We start from the raw sequence: 23,292 nt of genomic DNA on the forward strand, positions 1-23,292 counted from the left end.
ATCAACCAATGCGTGCAAGTGTTCTAGGGTTAAAGCCTGCTTAACCTCTCTCGCACGTAATAGTCCTATGATTCGGTTGTTAGGGGGATTGCGTGCAGCAGGGCGTAGGGGATTCAGGGATAGGCGAGCAGGCAGGGCTCACGCGGCTATGGCTGCTTGGGGCGATGGCCGTGGCCACCGGTGCGCTCGCGCAGCGCAGCGCAGAGGCTTCGTTGAAGCTTGGCCTTACCGCAGCGGCGGTGACGCTCGGCTTGATTTTGATCGGTTTCATGGCCCTCCGCCTGCGGGCGCGGACGTTGAACCAAGCCAGCACCGACGGGGTCGCCGATTTCATCGCAAAAGACGGCACGCCGAGCTTTATCGCGTCGACCGACCGTCAAGTCATCTACCGCAATGAAGCGGCTCAAAAGCAGTTTGGCGACGGTGGCGGAGAGACCCTGGCGCAGGCCCTGCGAACGCATTTCTCCAATCCAGTGGGCCTTCTCTACCGTCTGCAGTCCCGTGCCACGGCAAGCGGTAACGCACGGGAAGAAGTGATCACCCGCGTCGGCCCGGTGCGCATATCCGTACACCATGTGTCGGCTGACCGCTTGCTTTGGCGGATCGAACCAGCACCAGCTCGCACGGGCCCCCGTGCCAGCCAAGATAGCATGGCCTTGCCCATGGTCATGGTCGGTCGGGGCGGGACGATCCTCTTTATGAATGAGGCGGCTCGAATATTCGTCGGGGACCGGGTGAAGTCCTTGGACCGATTGTTTAATTCCCTACCGCTGACATCGGGAACCGTGGCGGAAATATCCACCGCACAGGGCAACCGTCAGGTATTGGTGGCCGAAGTCGACGCCGGTGCCAACCGCCGTGCACTCTACCTTGTGCCCCCGCCCGATGGGGGTTTCTCAGCCAGTGAATTGGGATGGGAAACTTTTCAAGACCTCCCCGTGCCGATGATCAAGCTGGGGCCGGATGGGACCGTATTGGCGTTCAACCGAATGGCGGCCAAACTAATCGGCGTATCCCTGCGACGCGGCGCGCATCTTTCACAACTAATGGAGGGGCTGGGCCGGTCTATCTCGGACTGGTTGAATGACAGTCTCGCAGGGCGATTGGTGCAGAAATCCGAATTTCTCAGACTTACCCGCACGGATCAGGAGATTTTCGTACAGGTCTCGCTGAACCGGATATCCGAAGGCGGAGAGGCCGCCCTGATCGCGGTGCTACAAGACGCGACCGAACTGAAATCGCTAGAGGCGCAATTCGTGCAGAGCCAAAAAATGCAAGCCATTGGCCAGCTGGCTGGCGGTGTGGCGCATGATTTCAACAACCTTCTGACCGCAATCTCAGGCCATTGCGATCTCCTCTTGCTGCGCCATGACCAAGGCGATCCGGATTTCAGCGATTTGGTTCAAATCAACCAGAACGCCAATCGCGCAGCGGCGCTGGTGGGGCAGCTCCTCGCCTTCTCCCGCAAACAAACCCTCCGGCCCGAAACGCTGGACATGCGCGATACCTTGGCCGACCTTACCCATTTGCTGAACCGTCTGGTGGGCGAGAAGGTAACGCTAACCTTGAGCCATGACCCGGTTCTTGCGCCAATCCGTGCGGATAAACGCCAATTGGAGCAGGTGTTAATGAACCTCGTCGTCAATGCCCGTGATGCGATGCCCGCCGGGGGTGAGATTCGCATCCTGACCGAAGTGACGACACTCGACCAACCGCTCGAACGGGACCGGGTCAGCGTTCCCGCCGGGCGCTATGTCACAGTGCAGGTCCACGACGATGGCACCGGCATCCCGAAAGATAAACTGCAAAAAGTGTTCGAGCCGTTTTTCACTACCAAACGGACCGGCGAGGGGACCGGCCTTGGCCTTTCTACCGCCTATGGGATCGTCAAGCAGACGGGCGGGTTTATCTTTATCGACAGTGAGTTAGGGCGTGGAACTTGTTTCACCTTATACTTTCCAGTGCTTGAGGGGCAGCCGCGTACGGTTTCTCGGAAGACCGCCCCGCAGCCCGATCAGGGCCCGCTGCAGCGTTCCGATGGGGTAATCCTGCTAGTCGAAGATGAAGCGCCGGTGCGGGCATTTGCCAGCCGAGCCCTACGCCTCCGCGGCTACACGGTACTTGAAGCGGAATCCGCCGAAGCCGCACTGAAGATGCTCGAAGATCAGGAACTCGATATCGACGTCTTTGTAACGGATGTCGTCATGCCAGGCATGGACGGGCCAAGCTGGGTACGCCAAGCTTTGAAACAAAGACCGGACGTGCGGGTCGTTTTCGTTTCTGGCTATGCGGAGGATAATTTTGGTCAGGAACAGTCAAAAATTCCCAACTCGGTTTTCTTGCCCAAACCCTTCTCCCTGACCGATCTGACCAATACGGTACATAACCAGCTACACTAGGCTGAGGGGAGGACTAAGGGATCGACTCATAAAGCTCGAATTCCGCAGCGAATTTCCGGCGAAAGCGTTTTTCGACGTTTGGGGAAAGCACCAATTCCATCTTGGGCGATACATTCTCTCGGCCCAAAGACAGGGTCACGTCGAGCCGCTCTTCCAAAAAATGACGCAGCCGGGGCTGATCTTCATAGCGGAAGTAGTGGGTGATTCCGGTGCCGTTTGGTTGGGTCTCCATAAACTTCAACTGGCTTCCAACATCGGCAAAACCCGGCTTGTCGCCTTTCATATAGGCGAGCACGAATTCGTCGAAAGTAATCCCAAAGGTGTTGTTGGGCTTACCCTCCATGAAAGGGCGCTGCCGATAGCGGTACCAACTGCCCAGCCAAGAAATCGGCTCGCGCATGACGGCCATAAGTTCAAGCTCGGCATCGCAGACTTTAAGGAACATCGGCCGAACGAACCGATTATACCGATAAACTGGCGCGTGTTTCAGGATGGGGGGATCGGAGATCACCATGTCCGCGCGGGGCGCGAGCGCCTTTTCATAGGCGGTGGTTCCGGTTTTGGGCACTGACAGAAAGGCCAGCCGTTCTTTGAAAAAAACAATCACTCGCGTCTTATCCCAAGCTGCACATGGTCCCATCTATGTCGGGTAAACCATTTCCTTACCATTCCCGAGAAAACTTAAAGTGCAAACAAAATCATTGAAATGTTCTTCATTTACCCTCATATGGAACATTAGAAGAACATAAGCGACACAGCGTGCAGGCGATTGCCGCCGGTGCGCCACTGTGACACTAAGGGATGAACCTAATGGCAACGGCAGATCTTTTGACAATGGACAGCAAGAAAACCGCAGAAAAGCAAAAGGCGCTCGACAGCGCGCTGGCCCAGATCGAACGTCAGTTCGGCAAAGGGTCGATCATGAAGCTGGGCGCCGAAGGGGCGATCCAGGACATCAAAGCCAGCTCCACAGGCTCGCTGGGTCTTGATATCGCGCTCGGCATTGGCGGTTTGCCGATGGGGCGTATCATTGAAATTTATGGTCCGGAATCCTCGGGTAAGACAACTTTGACCCTGCACTGCGTCGCTGAACAACAAAAAGCTGGCGGCGTCTGCGCTTTTGTCGATGCGGAACACGCGCTTGATCCGCAGTATGCGAAAAAGCTTGGCGTGGACATTGACGAACTGCTCATTTCGCAGCCTGACACGGGCGAGCAAGCCCTGGAGATCACCGACACTCTTGTGCGATCTGGCGCGGTCAACATGGTTATCGTCGACTCAGTCGCAGCTCTGACGCCGAAGTCCGAGCTTGAAGGTGAGATGGGCGACAGCAGCGTCGGCGTTCAGGCCCGTTTGATGTCCCAAGCCATGCGCAAGCTGACGGGCTCGATCAGCCGGTCGAACTGTATGGTCATTTTCATTAACCAAATTCGGATGAAAATCGGCGTCATGTTCGGGTCACCTGAGACGACAACGGGCGGTAACGCGCTGAAATTCTACTCTTCTGTTCGGCTCGACATTCGCCGCATCGGCGCGTTGAAAGACCGTGATGAGGTTGTCGGCAACGCGACAAAGGTGAAGATCGTCAAAAACAAAGTTGCGCCGCCGTTCAAGCAGGTCGAGTTCGACATCATGTATGGCGAAGGCATCTCCAAGATGGGCGAGTTGCTTGATCTTGGGGTCAAAGCGGGCGTGGTCGATAAATCGGGCTCATGGTTCAGCTATGGGGATGAGCGGATCGGGCAGGGACGCGAGAACGCGAAGAACTTCCTGAAGCAAAACACCGCTATGGCGTCGGAGATTGAGGATAAGATCCGCGCAGCCCATGGTTTGGACTTCGAAGGGTCCGGCGGCGATGACGCGGATATTCTCGAAGCGTAAATACGCTTTGGGTATTTAAGATACTGCAACGGGGGCGTGGCCATGGGCTGCGCCTCTTTTTCATGGGCAGGAACGGTGGACAGCACCGAGGCTGAGGGGTATTTGGGACCGATCAAATCTGCCCCGGAAGGCCTCGCCCATGAAGACGCTGAATGAAATTCGCTCAACTTTTCTGAATTATTTCGATGCGCAGGGGCATCAGATCGTGCCCTCCAGCCCGCTGGTGCCGCGCAACGACCCGACACTGATGTTCACCGCTGCTGGTATGGTGCAGTTTAAGAACCTTTTTACCGGGGTGGAGACACGTGATTACAGCCGCGCCACGTCGGCGCAGAAATGTGTGCGGGCGGGCGGTAAGCACAATGACCTCGACAACGTGGGCTATACCGCGCGGCACCACACGTTTTTCGAGATGCTGGGCAATTTCAGCTTTGGCGACTACTTTAAGGCCGAGGCGATCCCCTTCGCTTGGGACCTGCTGACGAAAGAGTTCGGCATCGACCCGAACCGGCTTCTGGTCACGGTGTACCATACGGATGAAGAAGCGGTTAAAATTTGGAAGGCGCACACTGGCCTGCCGGACGAGCGGATCATTCGCATTGCGACGGATGATAACTTCTGGTCCGCTGGCCCAACTGGCCCCTGCGGACCCTGTACCGAGATTTTCTACGATCATGGGGATCACATCTGGGGTGGCCCTCCGGGATCGCCGGAGGAAGACGGGGACCGTTTCGTTGAGATCTGGAACCTCGTTTTCATGCAATACGAGCAGTTCGAAGATGGGACGCGCCAGCCGCTGCCCAACCAGTCGATCGATACCGGCATGGGGATCGAGCGGGTTGCGGCGCTGTTGCAGGGCACGAATGACAACTATGCCACGGACTTGATGCGCAGTCTGATTGAGGCCAGCGCACATGCATCTTCGACCGATCCCGATGGACCGGGAAAGACCCATCACCGGGTGATTGCCGACCACTTGCGGTCGACCTCTTTCCTGATTGCGGATGGGGTGATGCCTTCGAACGAGGGCCGGGGCTATGTTCTGCGTCGGATTATGCGACGCGCGATGCGCCACGCGCATTTGCTTGGCGTTAAGGACCCTTTAATGCATCAGCTGGTACCTTCGTTGGTGCAGCAGATGGGCGCGGCTTACCCTGAATTGGGTCAGGCACAATCGCTCATCCGGGAGACGTTGTTGCTGGAGGAAACCCGTTTCCGCCAAACGCTGGATCGCGGTTTGAAGCTGCTGGATGATGAATTGAGTGGTCTACCCGAGGGGGCCACACTGCCGGGGGAGGCGGCGTTTAAGCTATATGACACCTACGGGTTCCCGCTTGACCTGACACAGGATGCGCTGCGCGAAAAAGGGCGCGCGGTGGATACCGACGGGTTCGACACCGCGATGGCGGCGCAGAAAGCGAAAGCCCGCGCGGCTTGGGCTGGGTCGGGTGAGGCTGCGGACGCCGCCGTCTGGTTCGACGTGGCCGACAAAAGCGGCGTAACCGAGTTTTTGGGCTATGACACCGAAAGCGCCGAAGGGCAGATCGTGGCCTTGGTGCAGGGCAGTGATCAGGTGGATGCTGCCGCTGTGGGCAGTGATGTGCAGGTCGCGCTCAACCAGACACCGTTTTATGCGGAGAGCGGCGGGCAGGTCGGCGACACCGGCGTGATCCGCACGCAAACCGGTATCGTGAATGTGACCGACACACGCAAATCTGCAGGTGTCTTTGTGCATTTCGGCCATGTGGTTGAAGGCGAGGTGAAACCGGGTCAAACGGCTGTTCTTGAGGTCGATCGTTTGCGGCGCAGTGCCATCCGGGCCAACCATTCGGCCACGCACTTGCTGCATGAGGCCCTGCGCAATGCGCTTGGGGATCATGTGTCGCAGCGTGGTTCGCTCAACGCGCATGACCGTCTACGGTTTGATTTCTCGCACGCCAAGGGGCTGTCGCAGGAGGAACTGACACAAGTCGAGCGCGAGGTGAATGACTATATCCGCCAAAATACGCCGGTGGAGACGCGGATCATGACGCCGGATGACGCGCGGGCCATGGGCGCGCAGGCGCTTTTTGGTGAAAAATATGGCGATGAGGTGCGTGTCGTCTCGATGGGTCATTTGGAAGGTTCCGGCAAGGGCAGCGACAAATCGACCTATTCGCTTGAGCTTTGCGGCGGCACCCATGTGCGTCAGACTGGGGATATCGGCGCCTTTGTTCTGCTGGGGGACAGCGCCAGCAGCGCGGGTGTGCGTCGGATCGAGGCGCTGACCGGGTCCGAAGCTTTGGCTTGGCTGCGCGAGCAGGAGGCGGCGCTGAGCCGGGTTGCGGCAGAGTTGAAAACAGCGACCAGCGACGTGCCCGAACGGGTGCGCGCCCTGCTTGACGAACGCCGGAGCCTGTCCAACGAAGTGGCGCAGTTGCGGCGCGAATTGGCGATGTCGGGCGGCGGTGCGGCCGCACCCGAAGCGCGTGAGGTAAATGGCGTTAAATTCGTGGGCCAAGTGCTCAGCGGTATCACGGGCAAAGACCTGCCCGGTCTGGTGGATGAGCATAAGGCCAAGCTGGGCTCTGGCGCGGTGCTGCTGATTGCCGATACCGGAGGCAAGGCCGCGGTCGCAGGCGGCGTGACACAGGATTTGACAGATCGTGTTTCGGCAGTCGACATGGTCAAAGCGGCGGTGGCCGAATTGGGCGGTAAGGGCGGCGGTGGTCGGCCCGACATGGCTCAGGGCGGTGGTGCTTCGGCTGAAAATGCAGAAGCGGCGATTGCCGCGGCTGAAAACATCTTGAAAGGATAAGGCCCATGGGCGCACTCTGGATTGCACATGTCACCGTCACCGACGAAGAGGCATATAAGAAATACGCCGCCGGCGCCACTGAGGCCATCGCGGCCCATGGCGGCAAGTTCATTGCGCGGGGCGGGCGTTTCGTTCAGCTTGAGGGCAAGGAACGGCCGCGCAATGTCGTGGCGCGTTTCCCCGATGTTGAAACAGCGGAAAAATGTTACCATTCTGATGCTTATCAGGCTGCGTTGAACTATGCGCGCGGCGCGTCTGAGCGCGAATTGATGATCGTCGAAACCGAGGAATGATTGGAGAGCGCCCCGCCTGAATAGCAGGTGGGGCGTCTTGCTTTGATGGGGAACCTTCGCCCCGAACGGCGGTTGACCCATATGAACCTCAACCGACTATCTGCTTTCGCCCAATGGTGCCGCCGCCACGTGGAGGTGACCACTTTGGCCCTGATGGGCCTTTCGGTCATCGCCGTCTGGACCTTGGCCGAACTCACCGAAGAGGTCGTGGCCGGCAGCACCAGCAATCTTGACCGTGACATCCTATTGTTCCTGCGCACGCCGGGCGATCTGTCGGATCCCATCGGCCCGTGGTGGGTGGAAGAGATCGGCCGTGACCTCACAGCCTTGGGCGGTGTTGCAGTCTTGCTGCTGACGACCGTTGTGGTCTCGCTCTTTTTCTTGTTGCAACGGCGGTGGTCTACCGCGCTCTATATTCTTGCGACTGTTGGCGGGGGGATCGTCTTGAGCAGTATCGCCAAGGAGTTCTTTGACAGGCCACGCCCCGACCTTGTGCCGCATGGGTCATTGGTCCACACGGCGAGCTTTCCTTCGGGGCATTCGATGATGGCGGCTGTCGCTTACCTTACGCTAGGAGCGATGGTGGCACGGGCGCAGAAGCGCCGGGCGCTCAAGGTCTATACGCTGGCGGTTGCCGTCTTGCTCACCCTGCTCGTTGGGATCAGCCGTGTCTATATGGGGGTGCATTGGCCGACGGATGTGGCGGCAGGCTGGCTTGGGGGTGGTGCTTGGGCCATCCTTTGCCTGTTGGCCGCGCTCAGTCTGGCGAAACGCGGGCATATCGACAAAGAGGAAAGCGATAGATAATTTCTCCGATTTTTTCGGCGTCAGATGTGAAAACGGCAGCGCATCTTGGGATGCGCTGCCGTTTTTGTTTACCGAAATTCGTGGCTTAGCCAGCTTTCGCCATGCGCTTGCGCTCATGCGGGTCAAGGTAACGCTTGCGCAGGCGGACCGCGTTCGGTGTCACTTCAACAAGCTCATCGTCGTCGATATAGGCGATGGCTTCTTCAAGGCTCAGCGTCATCGGCGTGGTCAAACGTACCGCTTCGTCGGTGCCCGAGGCGCGCACGTTGGTCAGTTTTTTGCCCTTCAGCGGGTTCACTTCGAGATCGTTCTCGCGGCTGTGCTCACCGATGATCATGCCGGTGTAAACGTCAGCCTGCGCGCCGATCATCATTTTGCCACGCTCTTCGAGGTTCCACAGGGCGAAAGCCACCGAGGAGCCGTTTTCCATGGAGATCAGAACGCCCGCGCGTCGGCCCGGAATCGTGCCTTTGTGCGGTGCCCAAGAGTGGAAGACGCGGTTGATGACGCCTGTGCCGCGCGTGTCGGTCAGGAATTCGCCGTGGTAGCCGATCAACCCGCGCGAGGGGACATGGGCGATGATGCGGGTCTTGCCTGCACCGGCTGGTTTCATCTCGACCAGTTCACCCTTGCGGGTGCCGGTGATCTTTTCGATGACCGCGCCGGAGTATTCGTCATCCACGTCGATGGTGGCTTCTTCAATGGGCTCATGACGGACGCCGTCGATCTCTTGAAAGAGAACCTGCGGGCGAGAGATCGAAAGCTCAAAACCCTCACGGCGCATGTTTTCAATCAGAACGCCCATCTGCAATTCGCCACGACCAGCCACTTCGAAAGCGTCGCCGCCCGGTGTGTCGGAGATTTTGATTGCGACGTTGGATTCGGCTTCCTTCATCAGGCGCTCACGGATCACGCGCGACTGCACTTTTTTGCCATCACGGCCTGCCAGAGGGCTGTCGTTGATGCCAAAGGTCACTGTGATGGTCGGCGGGTCAATCGGCTGGGCGGGGATCGCCTCGTTCACGGAGGCATCGGCCAGCGTGTCGGCCACGGTCGCCTTGGTCATGCCCGCAATAGAGACGATGTCACCGGCTTCGGCCACGTCGATGGCGGTCTGCTCCAGCCCGCGGAAGGCGAGGATTTTGGTGCAGCGGAAGTTCTCGATCAGAGTGCCATCACGCGACATGGCTTTGAGTGTCTGACCTGCCTTCAGAGTGCCGGTTTCCACACGGCCGGTCAGCAAACGGCCCAAGAAGGGGTCGCCGCCAAGCGTGGTGGCCAGCATGGTGAAGGGTTTGTCGGCGTTTTCGATCTGCTTGGGGGCAGGGACGTGCTCAAGGATCAGATCAAACAGCGCGGTCAGGTCTTTGCGCGGCCCGTCGAGTTCGGCATCCGCCCAGCCGGAACGGCCCGAGGCGTACATATGCGGGAATTCAAGCTGCTCGTCGGTGGCATCCAAGCTGGCGAAAAGGTCAAAGCATTCGTCAAGCGCGCGGTCAGGCTCGGCATCGGGCTTGTCGACTTTGTTCAGCACAACGATCGGGCGCAGGCCCAGTTTCAGCGCTTTGGAGGTCACGAATTTGGTCTGTGGCATCGGGCCTTCGGCGGCGTCGACAAGCAGGACCACACCGTCGACCATCGACAAGATACGCTCAACTTCGCCACCAAAGTCGGCGTGGCCGGGGGTGTCGACGATGTTGATGCGGGTGTTGTTCCACACGACCGAGGTCGGCTTGGCGAAAATGGTGATGCCGCGCTCGCGCTCCAAATCGTTGCTGTCCATGGCGCGTTCGGTGGTCGCCTGGTTTTCGCGGTAGGTGCCGGATTGTTTCAGAAGCTCGTCCACCAGCGTCGTTTTGCCGTGGTCGACGTGAGCGATGATTGCGATGTTGCGCAGGTCCATTAAGTTAGCCTTTGGATAGGGGAGGGACGCGCCAACCTGAAGCTGCGCGTATAATTGCGCCGCCCATACCGCGCTCCGGCTACAATTGCTAGCCCTAATGGCGCGCGGTGCCTGTTACTGCGCGAACCTGTGCCGCCGCTGCGGCCTTAATGGGTGGCGCTGTTCGAGAAGAGATGGATGACCAGAATGCCGCTGATGATCAGCAAAAGGCCGAGGACAGCGGGCAGGTCCAGCCGTTGGCCGAAAAGCACGAAGCCGATAAGCGCGATCAGCACGATCCCGAGGCCCGCCCAAAAGGCATAGACGATTCCAACCGGCATGACCTTCAAAGCCAGCGACATGCAGTAGAAAGAGATCATGTAGAAAACCACCACCGCCACCGAGGGCCAGAGCCGGGTGAATTGATGCGAGGCCTGCACCGCGGTCGTGCCAAGGGTTTCCGCCACCACGGCGATGATGAGCCACAGGTAATGCATCTCGGTCTTCCTCAGAGCGGGAGTTCGGTGGTTTCTTTGATTTCCTCCATCACGAAACTGGCCGAAACATCCGACAGCGGCACCCGGCGGATCAGGTCCTGATAAAGGCGATCATACCCCGCCATATCCCGAACCCGCGCGCGGATCAAATAGTCCAGATCACCGGTCATCCGGTAGACGCCGAGAATTTCGGGCATGGCCTGCGTGGCCCTTGAGAACTTGTCCAACCAATCGGGCGCATGGGCGTTGGTGCGCACCTGAATGAAGACGCTGAGGCCGAGGTCAAGTTTCGCGGCATCCAAGAGTGTGACACGGTTCTTGATCACGCCTGCCTTCTCAAGCGTGCGGATACGGCGCCAGCAGGCATTGCGCGAAAGATGAACAGCGGCCCCGAGCGCTTCGAGTGATTGGCTGGCGTCGCGTTGCAGTTCGACCAATATGCGGCGGTCAATGTCATTAAGTGTCATCATTGTGGGAGTTTGGTGGGAAATTTTCTCATGGGCAAGGGGTTGCGGGGCGGGATTTGAGAAAACGTCACAGAGGGATTGGGTTAAGGTGCTGCAAAGGCAAAGACAGGAGCTCCCCATGATCGCACGCATCTTTCTCGACCACCCCGCAAAGGTGGAGGAGACGTTTTTTGAACATATGGCCTTCGCGCTGAAGTTCTCTGGCCTGCTGTTCGCGGCAGCGGGGGCGGCGCTGGTGCATGCGCTGATCCCGTGTTTGTTTGAGAAGACGGCGAGTGGGATCATCGCGAAGCTTTATGCCCGGACGCATCATCGCGGGCAGTGAGCGTCAGCGCGGCTCCAATTTCGCGGTGAGGGCCGGCGCCTGCCCGCGGGTTGGCGATCCAGACGGTGCTTTAAGCCACTTGATGGCTCTACCGTGATGTGCGCTCGCAAAGTCGCGCCCAGCCTCACCAAATCGCCTACCCGGTCGCACCAAAGGTGCGCCCATATATAGCGGCACGCCTCCGGCGTGACGGGCAGGCAGGCGATGGCCCGGCGCCTACGGCTTGATTCCGGGCTGGGTGGCAGGAGCAAACGAAAAAAAGGGCCGCATCGCAGCGGCCCCTTTTGTCGTCTCAGTATCCGACCGGCTCAGCCAGCCAACGCCTTGTTCAGGTTCTCATCCACCTTCTCCAAGAAGCCCATGGTTGTCAGCCAGCCCTGATCCGGCCCCACCAACAGGGCAAGGTCCTTGGTCATGAAGCCCGATTCCACCGTGTCCACGACAACCTTCTCAAGTGTCTCGGCGAAATTGATCAGCGCCGTGTTATCGTCCAGCTTGCCGCGGTGCTTCAATCCGCCCGTCCAAGCGTAGATCGAGGCGATGGAGTTGGTCGAAGTCTCTTCGCCCTTCTGGTGCTGACGGTAGTGGCGCGTCACGGTGCCATGCGCGGCTTCGGCCTCAACGATTTTGCCATCCGGGGTCATCAACTGCGAGGTCATCAGCCCGAGCGAGCCAAAGCCCTGCGCCACGGTGTCGGACTGCACGTCGCCGTCGTAGTTTTTGCAGGCCCAGACATAGCCGCCCGACCATTTCATCGCCGAGGCGACCATGTCGTCGATCAGGCGGTGTTCGTACCAGATGTTCTTTTTCTTGAAATCCTCGGCGAACTCTTCGTCGAAAATCTCTTGGAACAGGTCTTTGAAGCGCCCGTCATAGGCTTTGAGGATCGTGTTTTTGGTCGACAGATACACCGGCCAACCCCGGTTCAGACCGTAGTTGAAAGAGGCGCGCGCAAAATCCCGAATCGAATCGTCAAGGTTGTACATCGCCATGGTGACACCGGCGGACGGCGCGTCGAAGACTTCCTTCTCGATGGTTTCCCCATCGTCACCGACGAACTTGATCGTCAGCTTGCCCTTGCCGGGAAAACGGAAATCGGTGGCGCGGTATTGGTCGCCAAAGGCATGGCGGCCCACGACGATCGGCTGGGTCCAGCCGGGCACAAGGCGCGGCACGTTGCGGCAGATGATCGGCTCGCGAAAGATGACGCCGCCCAGAATGTTGCGGATGGTGCCGTTGGGGCTGCGGTACATGCGCTTGAGGCCAAACTCTTCGACACGCGCCTCATCGGGGGTGATGGTGGCGCATTTCACGCCGACGCCATGCTCGCGGATCGCATGGGCCGCGTCGACGGTGATCTGGTCGTCGGTCTCGTCCCGCACTTCCATACCGAGGTCGTAATACTTCAGGTCAACGTCAAGATAGGGCGTAATCAGCTTTTTCTTAATGAAATCCCAGATGATCCGGGTCATCTCATCGCCGTCGAGTTCGACGATGGGGTTTTCTACCTTAATCTTCGACATGACGAATTCCTTTGGTTGGGGATGTATTTAACCGTGCTTTAGCCTATCGGGGGCCAAAGAGAAAGATCGTATACCATGGTATGCCGAAGCTCGCGGTCAGGCGCCGACCCCGGCGAAAAAGCTGCTGATACGGGCCCGGGCGTAGGACCAAAGCGCAGGGGCGCCGATGGCGATCTTGCGGCCAACCTTCTCTTCGATCTGCGCTTCCGAAACATTGTAATCGGTCCAGCTGCCCCCGCCTGAGGCGAGGTTTTGCATCGGGGGTTGGAACCGGTCGAGCGATTTGGCAAAGCGGGCCGAAGGGCTCTCGGCGGCTTCGAACTCTTCCCAGATGCTGCGCAATGCGTCCCGCAGATCGGCGGGCAGCAGGCCAAAGATGCGGTCGGCGGCGATTTGTTCCTGCGCTTCCATTTCAGCGGCGTCATAATCGCCGAAGATCGGGTTGTCGCCCGCGTCGATCTCGACAAGATCGTGCAGGATCAGCATCTTGATGACACGGTTGATCTCCACCTCCGGACCGGCCTGATCGGCCAGAACCAGCGCGTAGAGCGTCAAATGCCATGAATGTTCGGCTGAATTTTCCGCCCGGCTTGCGTCGCACAGCGTAGTGCCGCGCAGGATTGTCTTGAGCTTATCGGCCTCATTGAGAAAGGCGATCTGCTGGTCGAGCCGCTCGGTCATGCGCCTGCCTTGCCGCGATGATCGCGCAGTTTGCGGGCAAGAAAACCGCGGGCCTTGTCATTGGCCATCCGCGTCCGGATCGCCGTCAAAAAGGCTTCTTCAAGGGTTTGTGACGAGGCGCCAAGCACCTCGCCAACTTCGATAAACAGCCGCTCCTCACCGGTCTCGGCCTGCACGGCGAGACATTCCTCGGCAAGCTTGTTGGCCAGTTCGATAACGACCGCATCCGCCATCAGCGCGTGGATTCCGTCAGACGGCGTTTCACATAGTCGCTGGTCGAGGTGATCAACGTGTCCATATGCGGCTCTTCAAAGAAGTGCCCGGCGCCTTCGACTTCCTGATGGGTGATCGTGATGCCTTTTTGCTCATGCAGCTTGCTGACCAGATTGGTCGTGTCCGCAGGCGGCGCCACGCGGTCGGCAGTGCCGTTGATGACCAGACCTGAGGCCGGGCAGGGCGCGAGGAACGAAAAGTCGTACATATTCGCGGGCGGCGAGACCGAGATGAAGCCGGTGATCTCAGGCCGGCGCATCAGTAGTTGCATGCCGATCCATGCGCCGAAGGAAAAACCAGCAACCCAGCAATGCTTGGAGTTGTTGTTCATCGACTGCAAGTAATCAAGCGCCGAAGCCGCGTCGGACAATTCGCCGATGCCTTGGTCGTATTCACCCTGGCTGCGGCCTACGCCGCGGAAGTTAAAGCGCAACACGGTGAAACCCATGTTGTAGAACGCATAGTGCAGGTTATAGACGACCTTGTGATTCATCGTGCCGCCGAACTGCGGATGCGGATGCAGCACGATGGCAATTGGGGCGTCACGTTCTTTTTGGGGGTGGTAGCGGCCTTCAAGGCGGCCTTCGGGTCCGGGAAAAATAACCTCGGGCATGGGTGTCCCTGTCTGGGGGTTCAAAGATCGCCGCGAATAGTTGACGAATTCGCTAGGCCACCTTAGAACGGTTCTAATCTGGTTCCGCGCAGTGTCGCGTGGGTCAGTCTTTGGACTTAGGCATTTAAGCCGCCCACGTCAATCAAATGGCACGGCGAGTGAGGGTAAGACGATGAAGCTATCCACCAAAGGGCGCTACGCGATGGTCGCTTTGGCCGATATTGCCCTACAGCCTGCGGGGACGCTGGTGTCACTGGGTGACATTGCCGAGCGACAGTCGGTGTCTTTGCCCTATCTCGAACAGTTGTTTGTCAAACTGCGGCGGGCCGAGCTGGTGACCTCTGTCCGGGGGCCGGGCGGGGGCTACCGTCTGGCGCGCCCGGCTACGGATATTCGCGTGGTCGATGTGCTTTCCGCGGTGGATGAGACGGTGGATGCGATGCACAAGGGGGCAGGTGCCTCGGGCGGGCTTTCGGGCAGCCGGGCGCAATCGCTGACCAACCGGCTTTGGCAGGGGCTGAGCGCGCATGTCTATGTTTTCTTGCACCAGACCCGCCTGTCGGATGTGGTGGATAACGAGTTGGCCCCCTGTCCGGCGGTGCCGACCCTCTTTGCCGTGGTGGATGAGACGTGAGGGTGGTTTTGGGCAGCGGGCGCGCTTTGGCCGTTGTGGCCTGCGCGGGTGGCGATGTTGGATTTCGGGGGCGCTGCCCCCGGACCCCCGCGGTATTTGGAAAAGGATGAAGGATGCGGGTCTACCTCGACCATAACGCGACCACGCCGCTGCGGGCGGAGGCGCGCGCGGCGATGATCGCGGCGATGGATCTGCCCGGCAACCCCTCCTCGGTCCATGCCGAAGGCCGTGCGGCCAAGGCTGTGGTCGAACGCGCGCGGGTGCAGGTGGCTGGGCTTGTGGGTTGTGACCCTGTCGATGTGATTTTCACCTCTGGTGCAACAGAGGCGGCGGCGCTGGCGGCTGCGATGGGCGCGCGGGTGGTGACATCCGCCGTGGAGCATGACGCGGTGCTCTCATGGGGGCAGGCGGATCGTTTGGGCGTCGATGCGCATGGCGTTTGGGACGGTGATCTGACCGCTGCGGCGGGCGCTGATCTGGTCGCTCTTCAGGCTGCCAACAGCGAAACTGGCGTGCTGCAACAAACCATGCCCTTGGCGCAACAGTGCTGGGCGATGGAGAACAGCCCCTATGTTTTGGTCGATGCGGTGCAGGCCCTTGGCAAAACGCGGTTCAAAATGGCCACGTCGGGGGCGGATTTCATCCCTGTCTCGGCGCATAAGCTGGGTGGGCCCAAGGGCATCGGCGCGTTGATCGTCAAACGCGGCATCGATTTGGCCGAACACGCGCTTTTGCGCGGCGGCGGGCAGGAGATGGGGCGCCGCTCGGGGACCGAAAATATCCCCGCCATCGCAGGTTTCGGCGCGGCGGCAGAGGCTGCGGCGGCAGATGTCTCTGCGGGGCGGTGGGAAGAGGTGGCAGAACAGCGTGATTTGTTGGAAGCGACCCTTGCGGATGCCACAAGTCTGACTATTTTTGTAGGGAAAAGCGCTGCGCGCCTGCCCAACACTTCATGCATCATTACGCCCGGCTGGAAGGGCGAGACCCAAGTGATGCAAATGGACCTCGCCGGTTTTGCCATTTCGGCGGGATCGGCCTGTTCCAGCGGCAAGGTCCGCGCCAGTGCCGTGTTGCGCGCCATGGGCTTTGATGAAACACAGGCTGCCAGCGCGATCCGGGTGTCGCTGGGCCTGAACACCACCCGGGAAGATATCCTGCGGTTCGCCACAAGCTGGACCGCCAAACTGAAAAAGCACGAAACGCGGGCCGCCTGAGCGCCGCCACGGAAAGGAACTGAAACCTTGGAAAATATGACCCTGAAAGAGAATGATGGCGTCAAGGAAGGCGTCGACCAGGAAACCGTGGATGCCGTGCGCGAAGTCGGCGGCAAATACAAATACGGCTGGTCCACCGACATTGAGATGGAATACGCCCCCAAGGGGCTGACGCCGGACATCGTGCGGCTGATCTCGGAAAAGAACGAAGAGCCGGAGTGGATGCTTGAATGGCGCCTCGCGGCTTATGATCGTTGGTTGACCAAGAAAGAGCCCGACTGGGCAATGGTCGATTACCCCGAGATCGACTTTCAGGACCAGTATTACTATGCGCGTCCGAAAAGCATGGCGGAAAAGCCCAAGTCGCTTGATGACGTGGACCCCAAGCTGCTGGACACCTACAAGAAACTGGGTATTCCGCTGAAAGAGCAGATGATCCTTGCTGGTGTCGAAGGGGCCGAAGATGCCCCTGCGGAGGGCCGCAAAGTGGCCGTCGATGCGGTTTTTGACTCAGTGTCGGTCGGGACGACCTTCCAAGAGGAACTGAAAAAGGCTGGGGTGATCTTCTGTTCGATCTCCGAAGCGATCCGCGAGCATCCCGAACTGGTGAAGAAGTACCTCGGCTCGGTTGTGCCCGTATCGGACAACTTCTACGCCACGCTGAACTCCGCTGTCTTCTCTGATGGTTCCTTCGTCTACGTGCCGCCGGGCGTGCGCTGCCCGATGGAACTGTCGACCTACTTCCGTATCAACGCCGAAAACACCGGCCAGTTCGAGCGGACGTTGATCATCGCCGACAAGGGCTCTTACGTGTCCTACCTCGAAGGCTGCACCGCGCCCCAGCGTGACGAGTCGCAACTGCACGCCGCCGTCGTTGAGATCATCATCGAAGAAGATGCCGAGGTGAAATACTCCACCGTTCAAAACTGGTACCCCGGTGACGAGGACGGCAAAGGCGGCATCTATAACTTCGTGACCAAACGTGCCGACTGCCGCGGCGACCGCGCCAAGGTGATGTGGACGCAGGTCGAAACCGGCTCTGCCGTGACGTGGAAATACCCCTCCTGCATTCTGCGCGGCGACGACAGCCAAGGCGAGTTCTACTCCATCGCCATCGCCAACAACATGCAGCAGGCCGACACCGGCACCAAGATGATCCATCTCGGCAAGCGCACCAAGTCGCGCATCGTGTCCAAGGGCATCTCGGCGGGCAAGGCGCAGAACACCTACCGTGGCCTCGTGTCGATGCACCCTAAGGCCAAAGAATCGCGCAACTATACCCAGTGTGACAGCTTGCTGATCGGCTCAGAATGCGGGGCGCATACTGTGCCTTACATTGAAGTCAAAAATAACAGCAGCCGGGTCGAGCATGAGGCGACCACCTCCAAGGTGGACGACGATCAAATGTTCTACTGCCGCTCGCGTGGGATGGACGAGGAAGAGGCCGTGGCGCTGGTTGTAAACGGTTTCTGCAAGGACGTGCTGCAAGCCCTGCCGATGGAGTTCGCCATGGAAGCGCAAGCGCTGGTGGCCATTTCGCTGGAAGGCTCCGTCGGCTGATGAGCCTTGCTGCGGCGCATACCCCCCTCCGCCTGCATTGGTGGAAGGCGCAGCCGAATTTCGGCGATGCGCTGAGCCCGCTGATCCTGAGCCATGTCTCAGGGCGGCGGGTGGTCCATGCGTCGGTGGACGCGGCGGATGTCTTTGGTCTTGGCTCGCTCTTGCAAATCGTGCGGCGCACCTTCGACACGCCGCGCGACGGGGCCAAGCCGGTGATCTGGGGCAGTGGTCTGCTGCGTCCCGCAGGGGGACGTGCGTTTTTGAAAAACATCGAGATCGCATTGCTGCGCGGTCCGGTGACCGCGGCGCTTTTGGGGGTGGAGACTGACGCTTTCGGCGATCCCGGGCTTCTGGTGAACGAGGTTTTGCCAAGCGATGCACCGCGCGGCGACAAGATCGGTATTGTGCCGCATCATACGCTCGCCGATGCTCCCGAACTGCTGGACCTCGTGGCCTCCGACAGCGCCTATGTGCTGATCGATCCGCGCGACCCGGTAGAGCATGTCTGCGCCGCCATCGCATCCTGCGCCCATGTCTTTGCCTCATCCCTCCACGGGCTGATTACGGCGGATGCCTACGGCGTGGCGAACACTTGGGTCGCACCCGAAGGGCAGGGACGGCTCAAGTTCCACGACTACGCCGCCTCGGTGGGCCGTGACATGCGCGTGCCGATGGCCTTGACCGATATTCCGGCGGCCCGCAAACCCGATGCGCCGCTGGCCTATCACGACGGCATTGCTGCCTGCCGCGCGGCGCTGATCGAACACTTTCCCGCCGCGCTCTGTGCCCATGAGGGGGCGGCATGAACTTTAACACGCAGGGGCAAGCCCCTGAGATAACACTGAAATAGCATGAATTGCGGCGCAAATCGCGCCAGAAGGAGACCGAAATGCTGAGCATCAAGAACCTGCAGGTGAAACTGGAAGAAGAGGACAAGCAGATCCTCAAAGGCGTCGATCTGGAAGTCGAAGCTGGCAAAGTACACGCCATCATGGGGCCGAACGGCTCGGGCAAGTCGACGTTGAGCTATGTGCTCTCGGGCAAGGATGGCTATGAGGTCACCGAAGGCTCCGCCACGCTCGAAGGCGAAGACCTGCTGGACTTGGAGCCCGAAGAGCGCGCCGCGGCGGGCCTTTTCCTTGCCTTCCAATACCCCGTTGAAATTCCCGGCGTTGGCAACATGACCTTCCTGCGCACAGCGGTGAACGCACAGCGCAAAGCGCGCGGCGAAGAGGAAATGTCGGCGGCAGACTTCCTTAAGGAAATCCGCGCCAAGGCGAAGGATCTAAAGATCGACGCCGACATGCTGAAGCGCCCCGTGAACATGGGCTTCTCGGGTGGTGAGAAAAAGCGCAATGAAATCCTGCAGATGGCCATGCTTGAGCCGAAGATGTGCATCCTCGACGAGACGGATTCGGGCCTTGACGTCGACGCCATGAAACTGGTCGCCGAAGGCGTGAACGCCCTGCGCACCGAAGGCCGTGGTTTCCTTGTCATCACCCACTACCAGCGTCTTTTGGACCACATCAAACCTGACGTTGTGCACATCATGCACGACGGTCGCATCATCAAGACCGGTGGCCCCGAGCTTGCTCTTGAAGTCGAGAATAACGGTTACGCAGACATTCTCGCTGAGGTGGCATAATGGCCGAAGCGAAACTGCAAGAAACCCCGACCGAGGCGATGATCGCACGGCTCAGCATGCCGCAGGGTGGCTGGGCCCAGGCGGCGCGCGAGGACGCGCTGGCGCGGCTCCGTGCCATGGGCCTGCCGCAACGCCGGGATGAATATTGGAAGTTCACCCGCCCCGACACGCTGACGCAACCCGAGGCACTGCCCGCTGCGATTTTCGATCACGGCGAGGCACCGCTTTTCGACGATACCGACCGTCTGCGGATCGTCTTCGTCGACGGTGAATTCGACGCCGAAGCCTCCGACGATCTGTCGCTGGAAGGCGTCAGCATCGAACGGCTTGCGGCGACGGACAGCGACCTGCATTGGGCGCGTGACCTCTATGGTACGCTGGAAAAGAACGGCCAAAAACCGGTCCAACGCCCGCTGGCCGCGTTGAATACAGCCTTCGCGAGTGACGGTGTGCTGATCCATGTCACAGGCCAAGTGAGCAAGCCGATCAATCTGGTTTATACCCATAAATCAGAGACTTCGGATGCGATGTTGCACCACGTTGTGAAGCTTGAAAAAGGCGCCGAAGTGACGCTTTTGGAGAACGGCCCCGCTGCCGCGCGCTTCAACACCGTGATGGAGGTTGAAGTGGCCGACACCGCGCGCTTCCACCATGTCCGTGCACAGGGCCGCGATCATGAGCGCCGGGCTGCGACACATATCTTCACCCGTCTCGGCAGCGAGTCGCTGTTCAAGAGCTTCACCGTCACCGTGAACGGCGCGCTGACGCGCAACGAATGCGTGATCGAGCTCACCGGCGATGATGCCTCGGCCCATGTGGCCGGTGCCTGCGTCGGTGATGGTGACTTCCATCATGACGACACGGTTTTCATCACCCATGACGCGGTGAATTGCGAAAGCCGTCAGGTCTTCAAGAAGGTGCTGCGCAATGGTGCGACAGGCGTGTTCCAAGGCAAAATCCTCGTTAAGGAAGGCGCGCAGAAAACCGATGGCTATCAGATCAGCCAGTCGCTTTTGCTGGACGGCGACAGCCAGTTCCTCGCCAAGCCTGAACTTGAGATCTACGCCGATGACGTGGCCTGTTCGCATGGCTCGACCTCTGGTGCGATTGACGAAGAGGCGCTGTTCTACCTCCGCGCCCGCGGCGTGTCCCATGCCGAGGCGACCGACCTTCTGACACTGGCCTTCCTTGCCGAAGCGGTGGAAGAGATCGAAGCAGAGGGTCTGCGCGAGGAGATCAACGGGCGTCTCAGCGCGTGGTTGGAGCGTCGTAGCGCCTGATGGCTGTCACCAGCGATATCGTTGCGACCTATCGCGGCCCCGGCAAAGTGATGTCGGGGCTGCTGGCGCAAGGCCGCAACGAGGTGCGCGTGCTGATGTTCGCGCTGATGGCGGGGCTGCTGATTTTCGTGGCCCTGTCCCCTTATCAAGCCCGCGCGGCGCATCTTGACCCCGAAGGACCGCTGGCCGTGCGGCAGTATTGGAGCGCGTTCTTCTGGATCTTCGTGATGCCGATGCTGCTCTATGGTCTGGCGGCGATGGTTTGGGCGATCAGCCGCATCGCGGGGCAGCGGCTCACCGGCTATGCGGTGCGGTTGACGTTGGTTTGGTCGCTTCTCGCCTCCGCGCCGATCCTGCTGTTGCTGGGCCTTGCGCTAGGCTTTATCGGGCCGGGCGTGCAGGCGCAGATCGTGGGCGTCGTTTGGTTGGCGGTCTTTTTCTGGTTCTGGGTCGCGGGCCTGCTTGCGGCGCAGCGGGGCTGAGATGGACATTGCTTCCCTGACCCAACTTGCGCAAACCACGCTGCGCAGCCCCCGTACAGCGGCGCAGACGATCGCGGCCCTGCCGTTGGGGCGAGAGGTGATTTGGACATCGCTCGCCTTGGTTGCGGCGCTGAACGCGCTGGTGATCTCGGCGATGTTTGTGATCGCGCCCCCCGCCATGGCGCTCCCGACCTATTTTCAATCGCCACTTGTGCTATTTGCGCTGCTGGCAGGGTTGATGCTGCTCTATGTGTACGCGCTCTCTTGGGTCGGCAGGGCTATGGGCGGGCAGGGCGCGGTTGAACCGCTCTTGGCCGCTGTTGTGTGGCTGCAAGCGCTGCGGCTCTGTGCGCAGCTGGGGATCCTTCTGCTGACCCTGGCCCTGCCACCTGTCGCGCTGCTGGCCTCTTTCGTCGTTACCTTTTGGGGTCTTTGGATCCTGCTGAATTTCGTGGCCGAACTGCTGCAATTGCCGGGGCTGTTGCACGCTGCCGCCGTGCTGGCAGGGGCTGCGCTTGGGGTCTTGCTGGGTCTTGGCCTCTTGCTGTCTTTGATCGGGCTCACCGCCCAAGGAGTTTAAGTCATGTTCGACGTTGAAGCCGTCCGGGCGCAGTTTCCGATCCTCAGCCGCGAGGTAAACGGCAAGCCGCTGGTCTATCTCGACAATGGGGCATCAGCGCAGAAGCCGCAGGTGGTGATCGACGCGATCACCCAAGCCTATGCGAATGAATACTCCAATGTTCACCGTGGCTTGCACTACCTTTCTAACCTGGCGACCGACAAATATGAAAGCGTGCGCGGTACTGTTGCGCGGTTTCTCAATGCCGGATCAGAAGACGAAATCGTGCTAAACACCGGTGCCACCATGGGGATCAACACCGTGGCCTATGGCTGGGCCATGCCGCGGATGCAGGCCGGTGATGAAATCGTTCTGTCGGTGATGGAGCATCACGCCAATATCGTGCCATGGCATTTCCTGCGCGAGCGGCAGGGCGTGGTGCTGAAATGGGTCGATGTAGACGCCACCGGCGCACTGGATCCGCAGGCGGTGATCGATGCCATCGGGCCAAAGACCAAGCTGGTTGCAATCTCGCATCTTTCCAACGTTTTGGGAACCAAAGTTGATGTAAAATCCATCACCGCCGCGGCGCATGAAAAAGGCGTTCCGGTGCTGGTCGATGGCTCGCAGGGGGCGGTGCATATGCCGGTGGATGTCCAAGACATTGGCTGTGATTTCTATGCTGTCACGGGGCACAAACTCTACGGCCCCTCCGGCTCAGGCGCGATCTACATCAAGTCTGATCGGATGGCCGAAATGCGCCCCTTCATCGGGGGCGGCGACATGATCCGCGAAGTCAGCAAAGAGACGGTCAGCTACAACGACCCACCAATGATGTTCGAGGCGGGCACCCCCGGCATCGTGGCCACCATCGGCTTGGGCGTGGCGCTGGATTTCATGATGGACCTGGGGATGGAGAATATCGCCGCCCATGAAGATGATCTGCGCGACTACGCCGTGTCCCGTCTCAGCGGTCTGAACTGGCTTAACCTTCAGGGCACGACACCGGATAAGGCTGCGATCTTTAGCTTCACCTTGGATGGCGCGGCCCATGCCCATGACATTTCAACCGTGCTCGACAAAAAGGGCGTAGCGGTGCGGGCCGGGCACCATTGCGCGGCACCTTTGATGACGCATCTGGGTGTTTCTGCCACCTGCCGAGCGTCCTTTGGCATGTATAACACCCGCGCCGAGGTCGACACTTTGGTTGACGCACTTGAATTGGCACATGATCTTTTCGCCTAAGCTCAATTTCGCCGCCCTTGCGCCCGGATTTCCCATTGCAGGGGCGGCTCGCTCTGGCTATACCGCCCCTCAGTGGACCCTTAGCTCAGCTGGATAGAGCGCTGCCCTCCGAAGGCAGAGGCCAGAGGTTCGAATCCTCTAGGGTCCGCCACTAAATCAATCACTTAATCGATCCGACTGTTCCGCGTTGCTGTTGCGGGCGACGGTTTGCGCTAATATTTCCGCCTGCGGCTCC

The 23,292-nt window shown here is 59.7% G+C and carries 23 protein-coding genes and 1 tRNA gene; 16 read left to right on the forward strand and 8 right to left on the reverse strand.

What is annotated here, in order from left to right:
• Positions 1 to 164 precede the first annotated feature (164 nt).
• On the forward strand, positions 165 to 2,399 hold the full coding sequence (locus tag J3456_RS17240) for an ATP-binding protein (protein ID WP_502989521.1): 2,235 nt from the start codon (positions 165 to 167) through the stop codon (positions 2,397 to 2,399).
• Positions 2,400 to 2,412: 13 nt separating this feature from the next.
• Here the strand turns inward: J3456_RS17240 and J3456_RS17245 are convergent, their stop codons facing one another.
• Entirely contained in the window at positions 2,413 to 3,006 is a 594-nt protein-coding gene (locus J3456_RS17245; RefSeq protein ID WP_349581441.1) for a gamma-glutamyl kinase, read from the reverse strand.
• A gap of 203 nt (positions 3,007 to 3,209) precedes the next feature.
• Here J3456_RS17245 and recA point away from each other — a divergent pair, with 203 nt between their 5' ends.
• The 4 genes from recA to J3456_RS17265 all read left to right on the forward strand — a co-directional run bounded on the left by recA (position 3,210) and on the right by J3456_RS17265 (position 8,177).
• Positions 3,210 to 4,280, forward strand: coding sequence for a recombinase RecA (gene recA / locus J3456_RS17250; RefSeq protein ID WP_120351143.1), 1,071 nt, complete (start codon positions 3,210 to 3,212; stop codon positions 4,278 to 4,280).
• Positions 4,281 to 4,419: 139 nt separating this feature from the next.
• Positions 4,420 to 7,077 (forward strand): alanine--tRNA ligase, encoded by a 2,658-nt coding sequence (gene alaS, locus J3456_RS17255; protein WP_349581443.1) that lies wholly within the window; start codon positions 4,420 to 4,422, stop codon positions 7,075 to 7,077.
• 5 nt (positions 7,078 to 7,082) lie between these two features.
• The gene (locus J3456_RS17260; protein ID WP_269344486.1) at positions 7,083 to 7,370 is read left to right on the forward strand and encodes a DUF1330 domain-containing protein; all 288 of its coding nucleotides are present in this window, start codon (positions 7,083 to 7,085) and stop codon (positions 7,368 to 7,370) included.
• Between the two features lie 45 nt (positions 7,371 to 7,415).
• Positions 7,416 to 8,177: a phosphatase PAP2 family protein gene (locus J3456_RS17265; RefSeq protein WP_349581446.1), complete on the forward strand. Its 762-nt coding sequence runs from the start codon at positions 7,416 to 7,418 to the stop codon at positions 8,175 to 8,177.
• An 85-nt stretch (positions 8,178 to 8,262) separates the two neighbouring features.
• Here J3456_RS17265 and typA read toward each other — a convergent pair whose 3' ends face one another.
• From typA to J3456_RS17280, 3 genes are all read right to left on the reverse strand, one after another.
• Positions 8,263 to 10,080, reverse strand: coding sequence for a translational GTPase TypA (typA, locus tag J3456_RS17270; RefSeq protein ID WP_259944410.1), 1,818 nt, complete (start codon positions 10,078 to 10,080; stop codon positions 8,263 to 8,265).
• A 146-nt stretch (positions 10,081 to 10,226) separates the two neighbouring features.
• Positions 10,227 to 10,556, reverse strand: coding sequence for a DMT family transporter (locus tag J3456_RS17275; protein WP_067626829.1), 330 nt, complete (start codon positions 10,554 to 10,556; stop codon positions 10,227 to 10,229).
• Between the two features lie 11 nt (positions 10,557 to 10,567).
• Entirely contained in the window at positions 10,568 to 11,026 is a 459-nt protein-coding gene (locus J3456_RS17280; protein ID WP_349581448.1) for an Lrp/AsnC family transcriptional regulator, read from the reverse strand.
• A gap of 115 nt (positions 11,027 to 11,141) precedes the next feature.
• Between J3456_RS17280 and J3456_RS17285 the strand changes: the two genes are divergently transcribed.
• Complete coding sequence (locus J3456_RS17285) at positions 11,142 to 11,348, forward strand: DUF6356 family protein (protein ID WP_349581449.1); 207 nt, start codon at positions 11,142 to 11,144, stop codon at positions 11,346 to 11,348.
• A 308-nt stretch (positions 11,349 to 11,656) separates the two neighbouring features.
• Here J3456_RS17285 and J3456_RS17290 read toward each other — a convergent pair whose 3' ends face one another.
• From J3456_RS17290 to J3456_RS17305, 4 genes are all read right to left on the reverse strand, one after another.
• Positions 11,657 to 12,871 (reverse strand): NADP-dependent isocitrate dehydrogenase, encoded by a 1,215-nt coding sequence (locus tag J3456_RS17290; RefSeq protein WP_067942253.1) that lies wholly within the window; start codon positions 12,869 to 12,871, stop codon positions 11,657 to 11,659.
• 96 nt (positions 12,872 to 12,967) lie between these two features.
• Positions 12,968 to 13,552, reverse strand: a complete 585-nt coding sequence (locus tag J3456_RS17295; protein WP_349581450.1) for an HD domain-containing protein — start codon at positions 13,550 to 13,552, stop codon at positions 12,968 to 12,970.
• Positions 13,549 to 13,785, reverse strand: a complete 237-nt coding sequence (locus J3456_RS17300; protein ID WP_349581451.1) for a hypothetical protein — start codon at positions 13,783 to 13,785, stop codon at positions 13,549 to 13,551. The genes J3456_RS17295 and J3456_RS17300 overlap by 4 nt, the downstream gene beginning before the upstream one ends.
• Positions 13,785 to 14,438: an alpha/beta hydrolase gene (locus J3456_RS17305; protein ID WP_093926309.1), complete on the reverse strand. Its 654-nt coding sequence runs from the start codon at positions 14,436 to 14,438 to the stop codon at positions 13,785 to 13,787. The genes J3456_RS17300 and J3456_RS17305 overlap by 1 nt, the downstream gene beginning before the upstream one ends.
• A 172-nt stretch (positions 14,439 to 14,610) precedes the next feature.
• Here J3456_RS17305 and iscR point away from each other — a divergent pair, with 172 nt between their 5' ends.
• The 10 genes from iscR to J3456_RS17355 all read left to right on the forward strand — a co-directional run bounded on the left by iscR (position 14,611) and on the right by J3456_RS17355 (position 23,208).
• Entirely contained in the window at positions 14,611 to 15,072 is a 462-nt protein-coding gene (gene iscR, locus J3456_RS17310) for a Fe-S cluster assembly transcriptional regulator IscR (RefSeq protein ID WP_349581452.1), read from the forward strand.
• A 113-nt stretch (positions 15,073 to 15,185) separates the two neighbouring features.
• Positions 15,186 to 16,286 (forward strand): cysteine desulfurase family protein, encoded by a 1,101-nt coding sequence (locus J3456_RS17315; protein ID WP_349581453.1) that lies wholly within the window; start codon positions 15,186 to 15,188, stop codon positions 16,284 to 16,286.
• 36 nt (positions 16,287 to 16,322) lie between these two features.
• Positions 16,323 to 17,846 (forward strand): Fe-S cluster assembly protein SufB, encoded by a 1,524-nt coding sequence (sufB, locus tag J3456_RS17320; protein ID WP_120352208.1) that lies wholly within the window; start codon positions 16,323 to 16,325, stop codon positions 17,844 to 17,846.
• Entirely contained in the window at positions 17,846 to 18,652 is an 807-nt protein-coding gene (locus J3456_RS17325; protein ID WP_349581454.1) for a polysaccharide pyruvyl transferase family protein, read from the forward strand. The genes sufB and J3456_RS17325 overlap by 1 nt, the downstream gene beginning before the upstream one ends.
• A gap of 83 nt (positions 18,653 to 18,735) precedes the next feature.
• On the forward strand, positions 18,736 to 19,491 hold the full coding sequence (sufC, locus tag J3456_RS17330) for a Fe-S cluster assembly ATPase SufC (protein ID WP_067625310.1): 756 nt from the start codon (positions 18,736 to 18,738) through the stop codon (positions 19,489 to 19,491).
• Positions 19,491 to 20,771 (forward strand): Fe-S cluster assembly protein SufD, encoded by a 1,281-nt coding sequence (sufD, locus tag J3456_RS17335; protein WP_349581455.1) that lies wholly within the window; start codon positions 19,491 to 19,493, stop codon positions 20,769 to 20,771. The genes sufC and sufD overlap by 1 nt, the downstream gene beginning before the upstream one ends.
• Positions 20,771 to 21,253 carry a YIP1 family protein gene (locus tag J3456_RS17340; RefSeq protein ID WP_349581456.1) on the forward strand — a complete coding sequence of 161 codons (483 nt, stop codon included), beginning with the start codon at positions 20,771 to 20,773 and terminating at the stop codon, positions 21,251 to 21,253. The genes sufD and J3456_RS17340 overlap by 1 nt, the downstream gene beginning before the upstream one ends.
• Before the next feature lies 1 nt (position 21,254).
• Positions 21,255 to 21,833 carry a YIP1 family protein gene (locus J3456_RS17345; RefSeq protein ID WP_349581457.1) on the forward strand — a complete coding sequence of 193 codons (579 nt, stop codon included), beginning with the start codon at positions 21,255 to 21,257 and terminating at the stop codon, positions 21,831 to 21,833.
• A gap of 3 nt (positions 21,834 to 21,836) precedes the next feature.
• Positions 21,837 to 23,057, forward strand: coding sequence for a cysteine desulfurase (locus J3456_RS17350; RefSeq protein WP_349581458.1), 1,221 nt, complete (start codon positions 21,837 to 21,839; stop codon positions 23,055 to 23,057).
• A gap of 74 nt (positions 23,058 to 23,131) precedes the next feature.
• Positions 23,132 to 23,208: transfer RNA gene (locus tag J3456_RS17355), tRNA-Arg, on the forward strand.
• Positions 23,209 to 23,292: the final 84 nt, after the last annotated feature.

The sequence above is a fragment of the Sulfitobacter sp. NFXS29 genome (assembly GCF_040148765.1).
Lineage (GTDB): Bacteria > Pseudomonadota > Alphaproteobacteria > Rhodobacterales > Rhodobacteraceae > Sulfitobacter.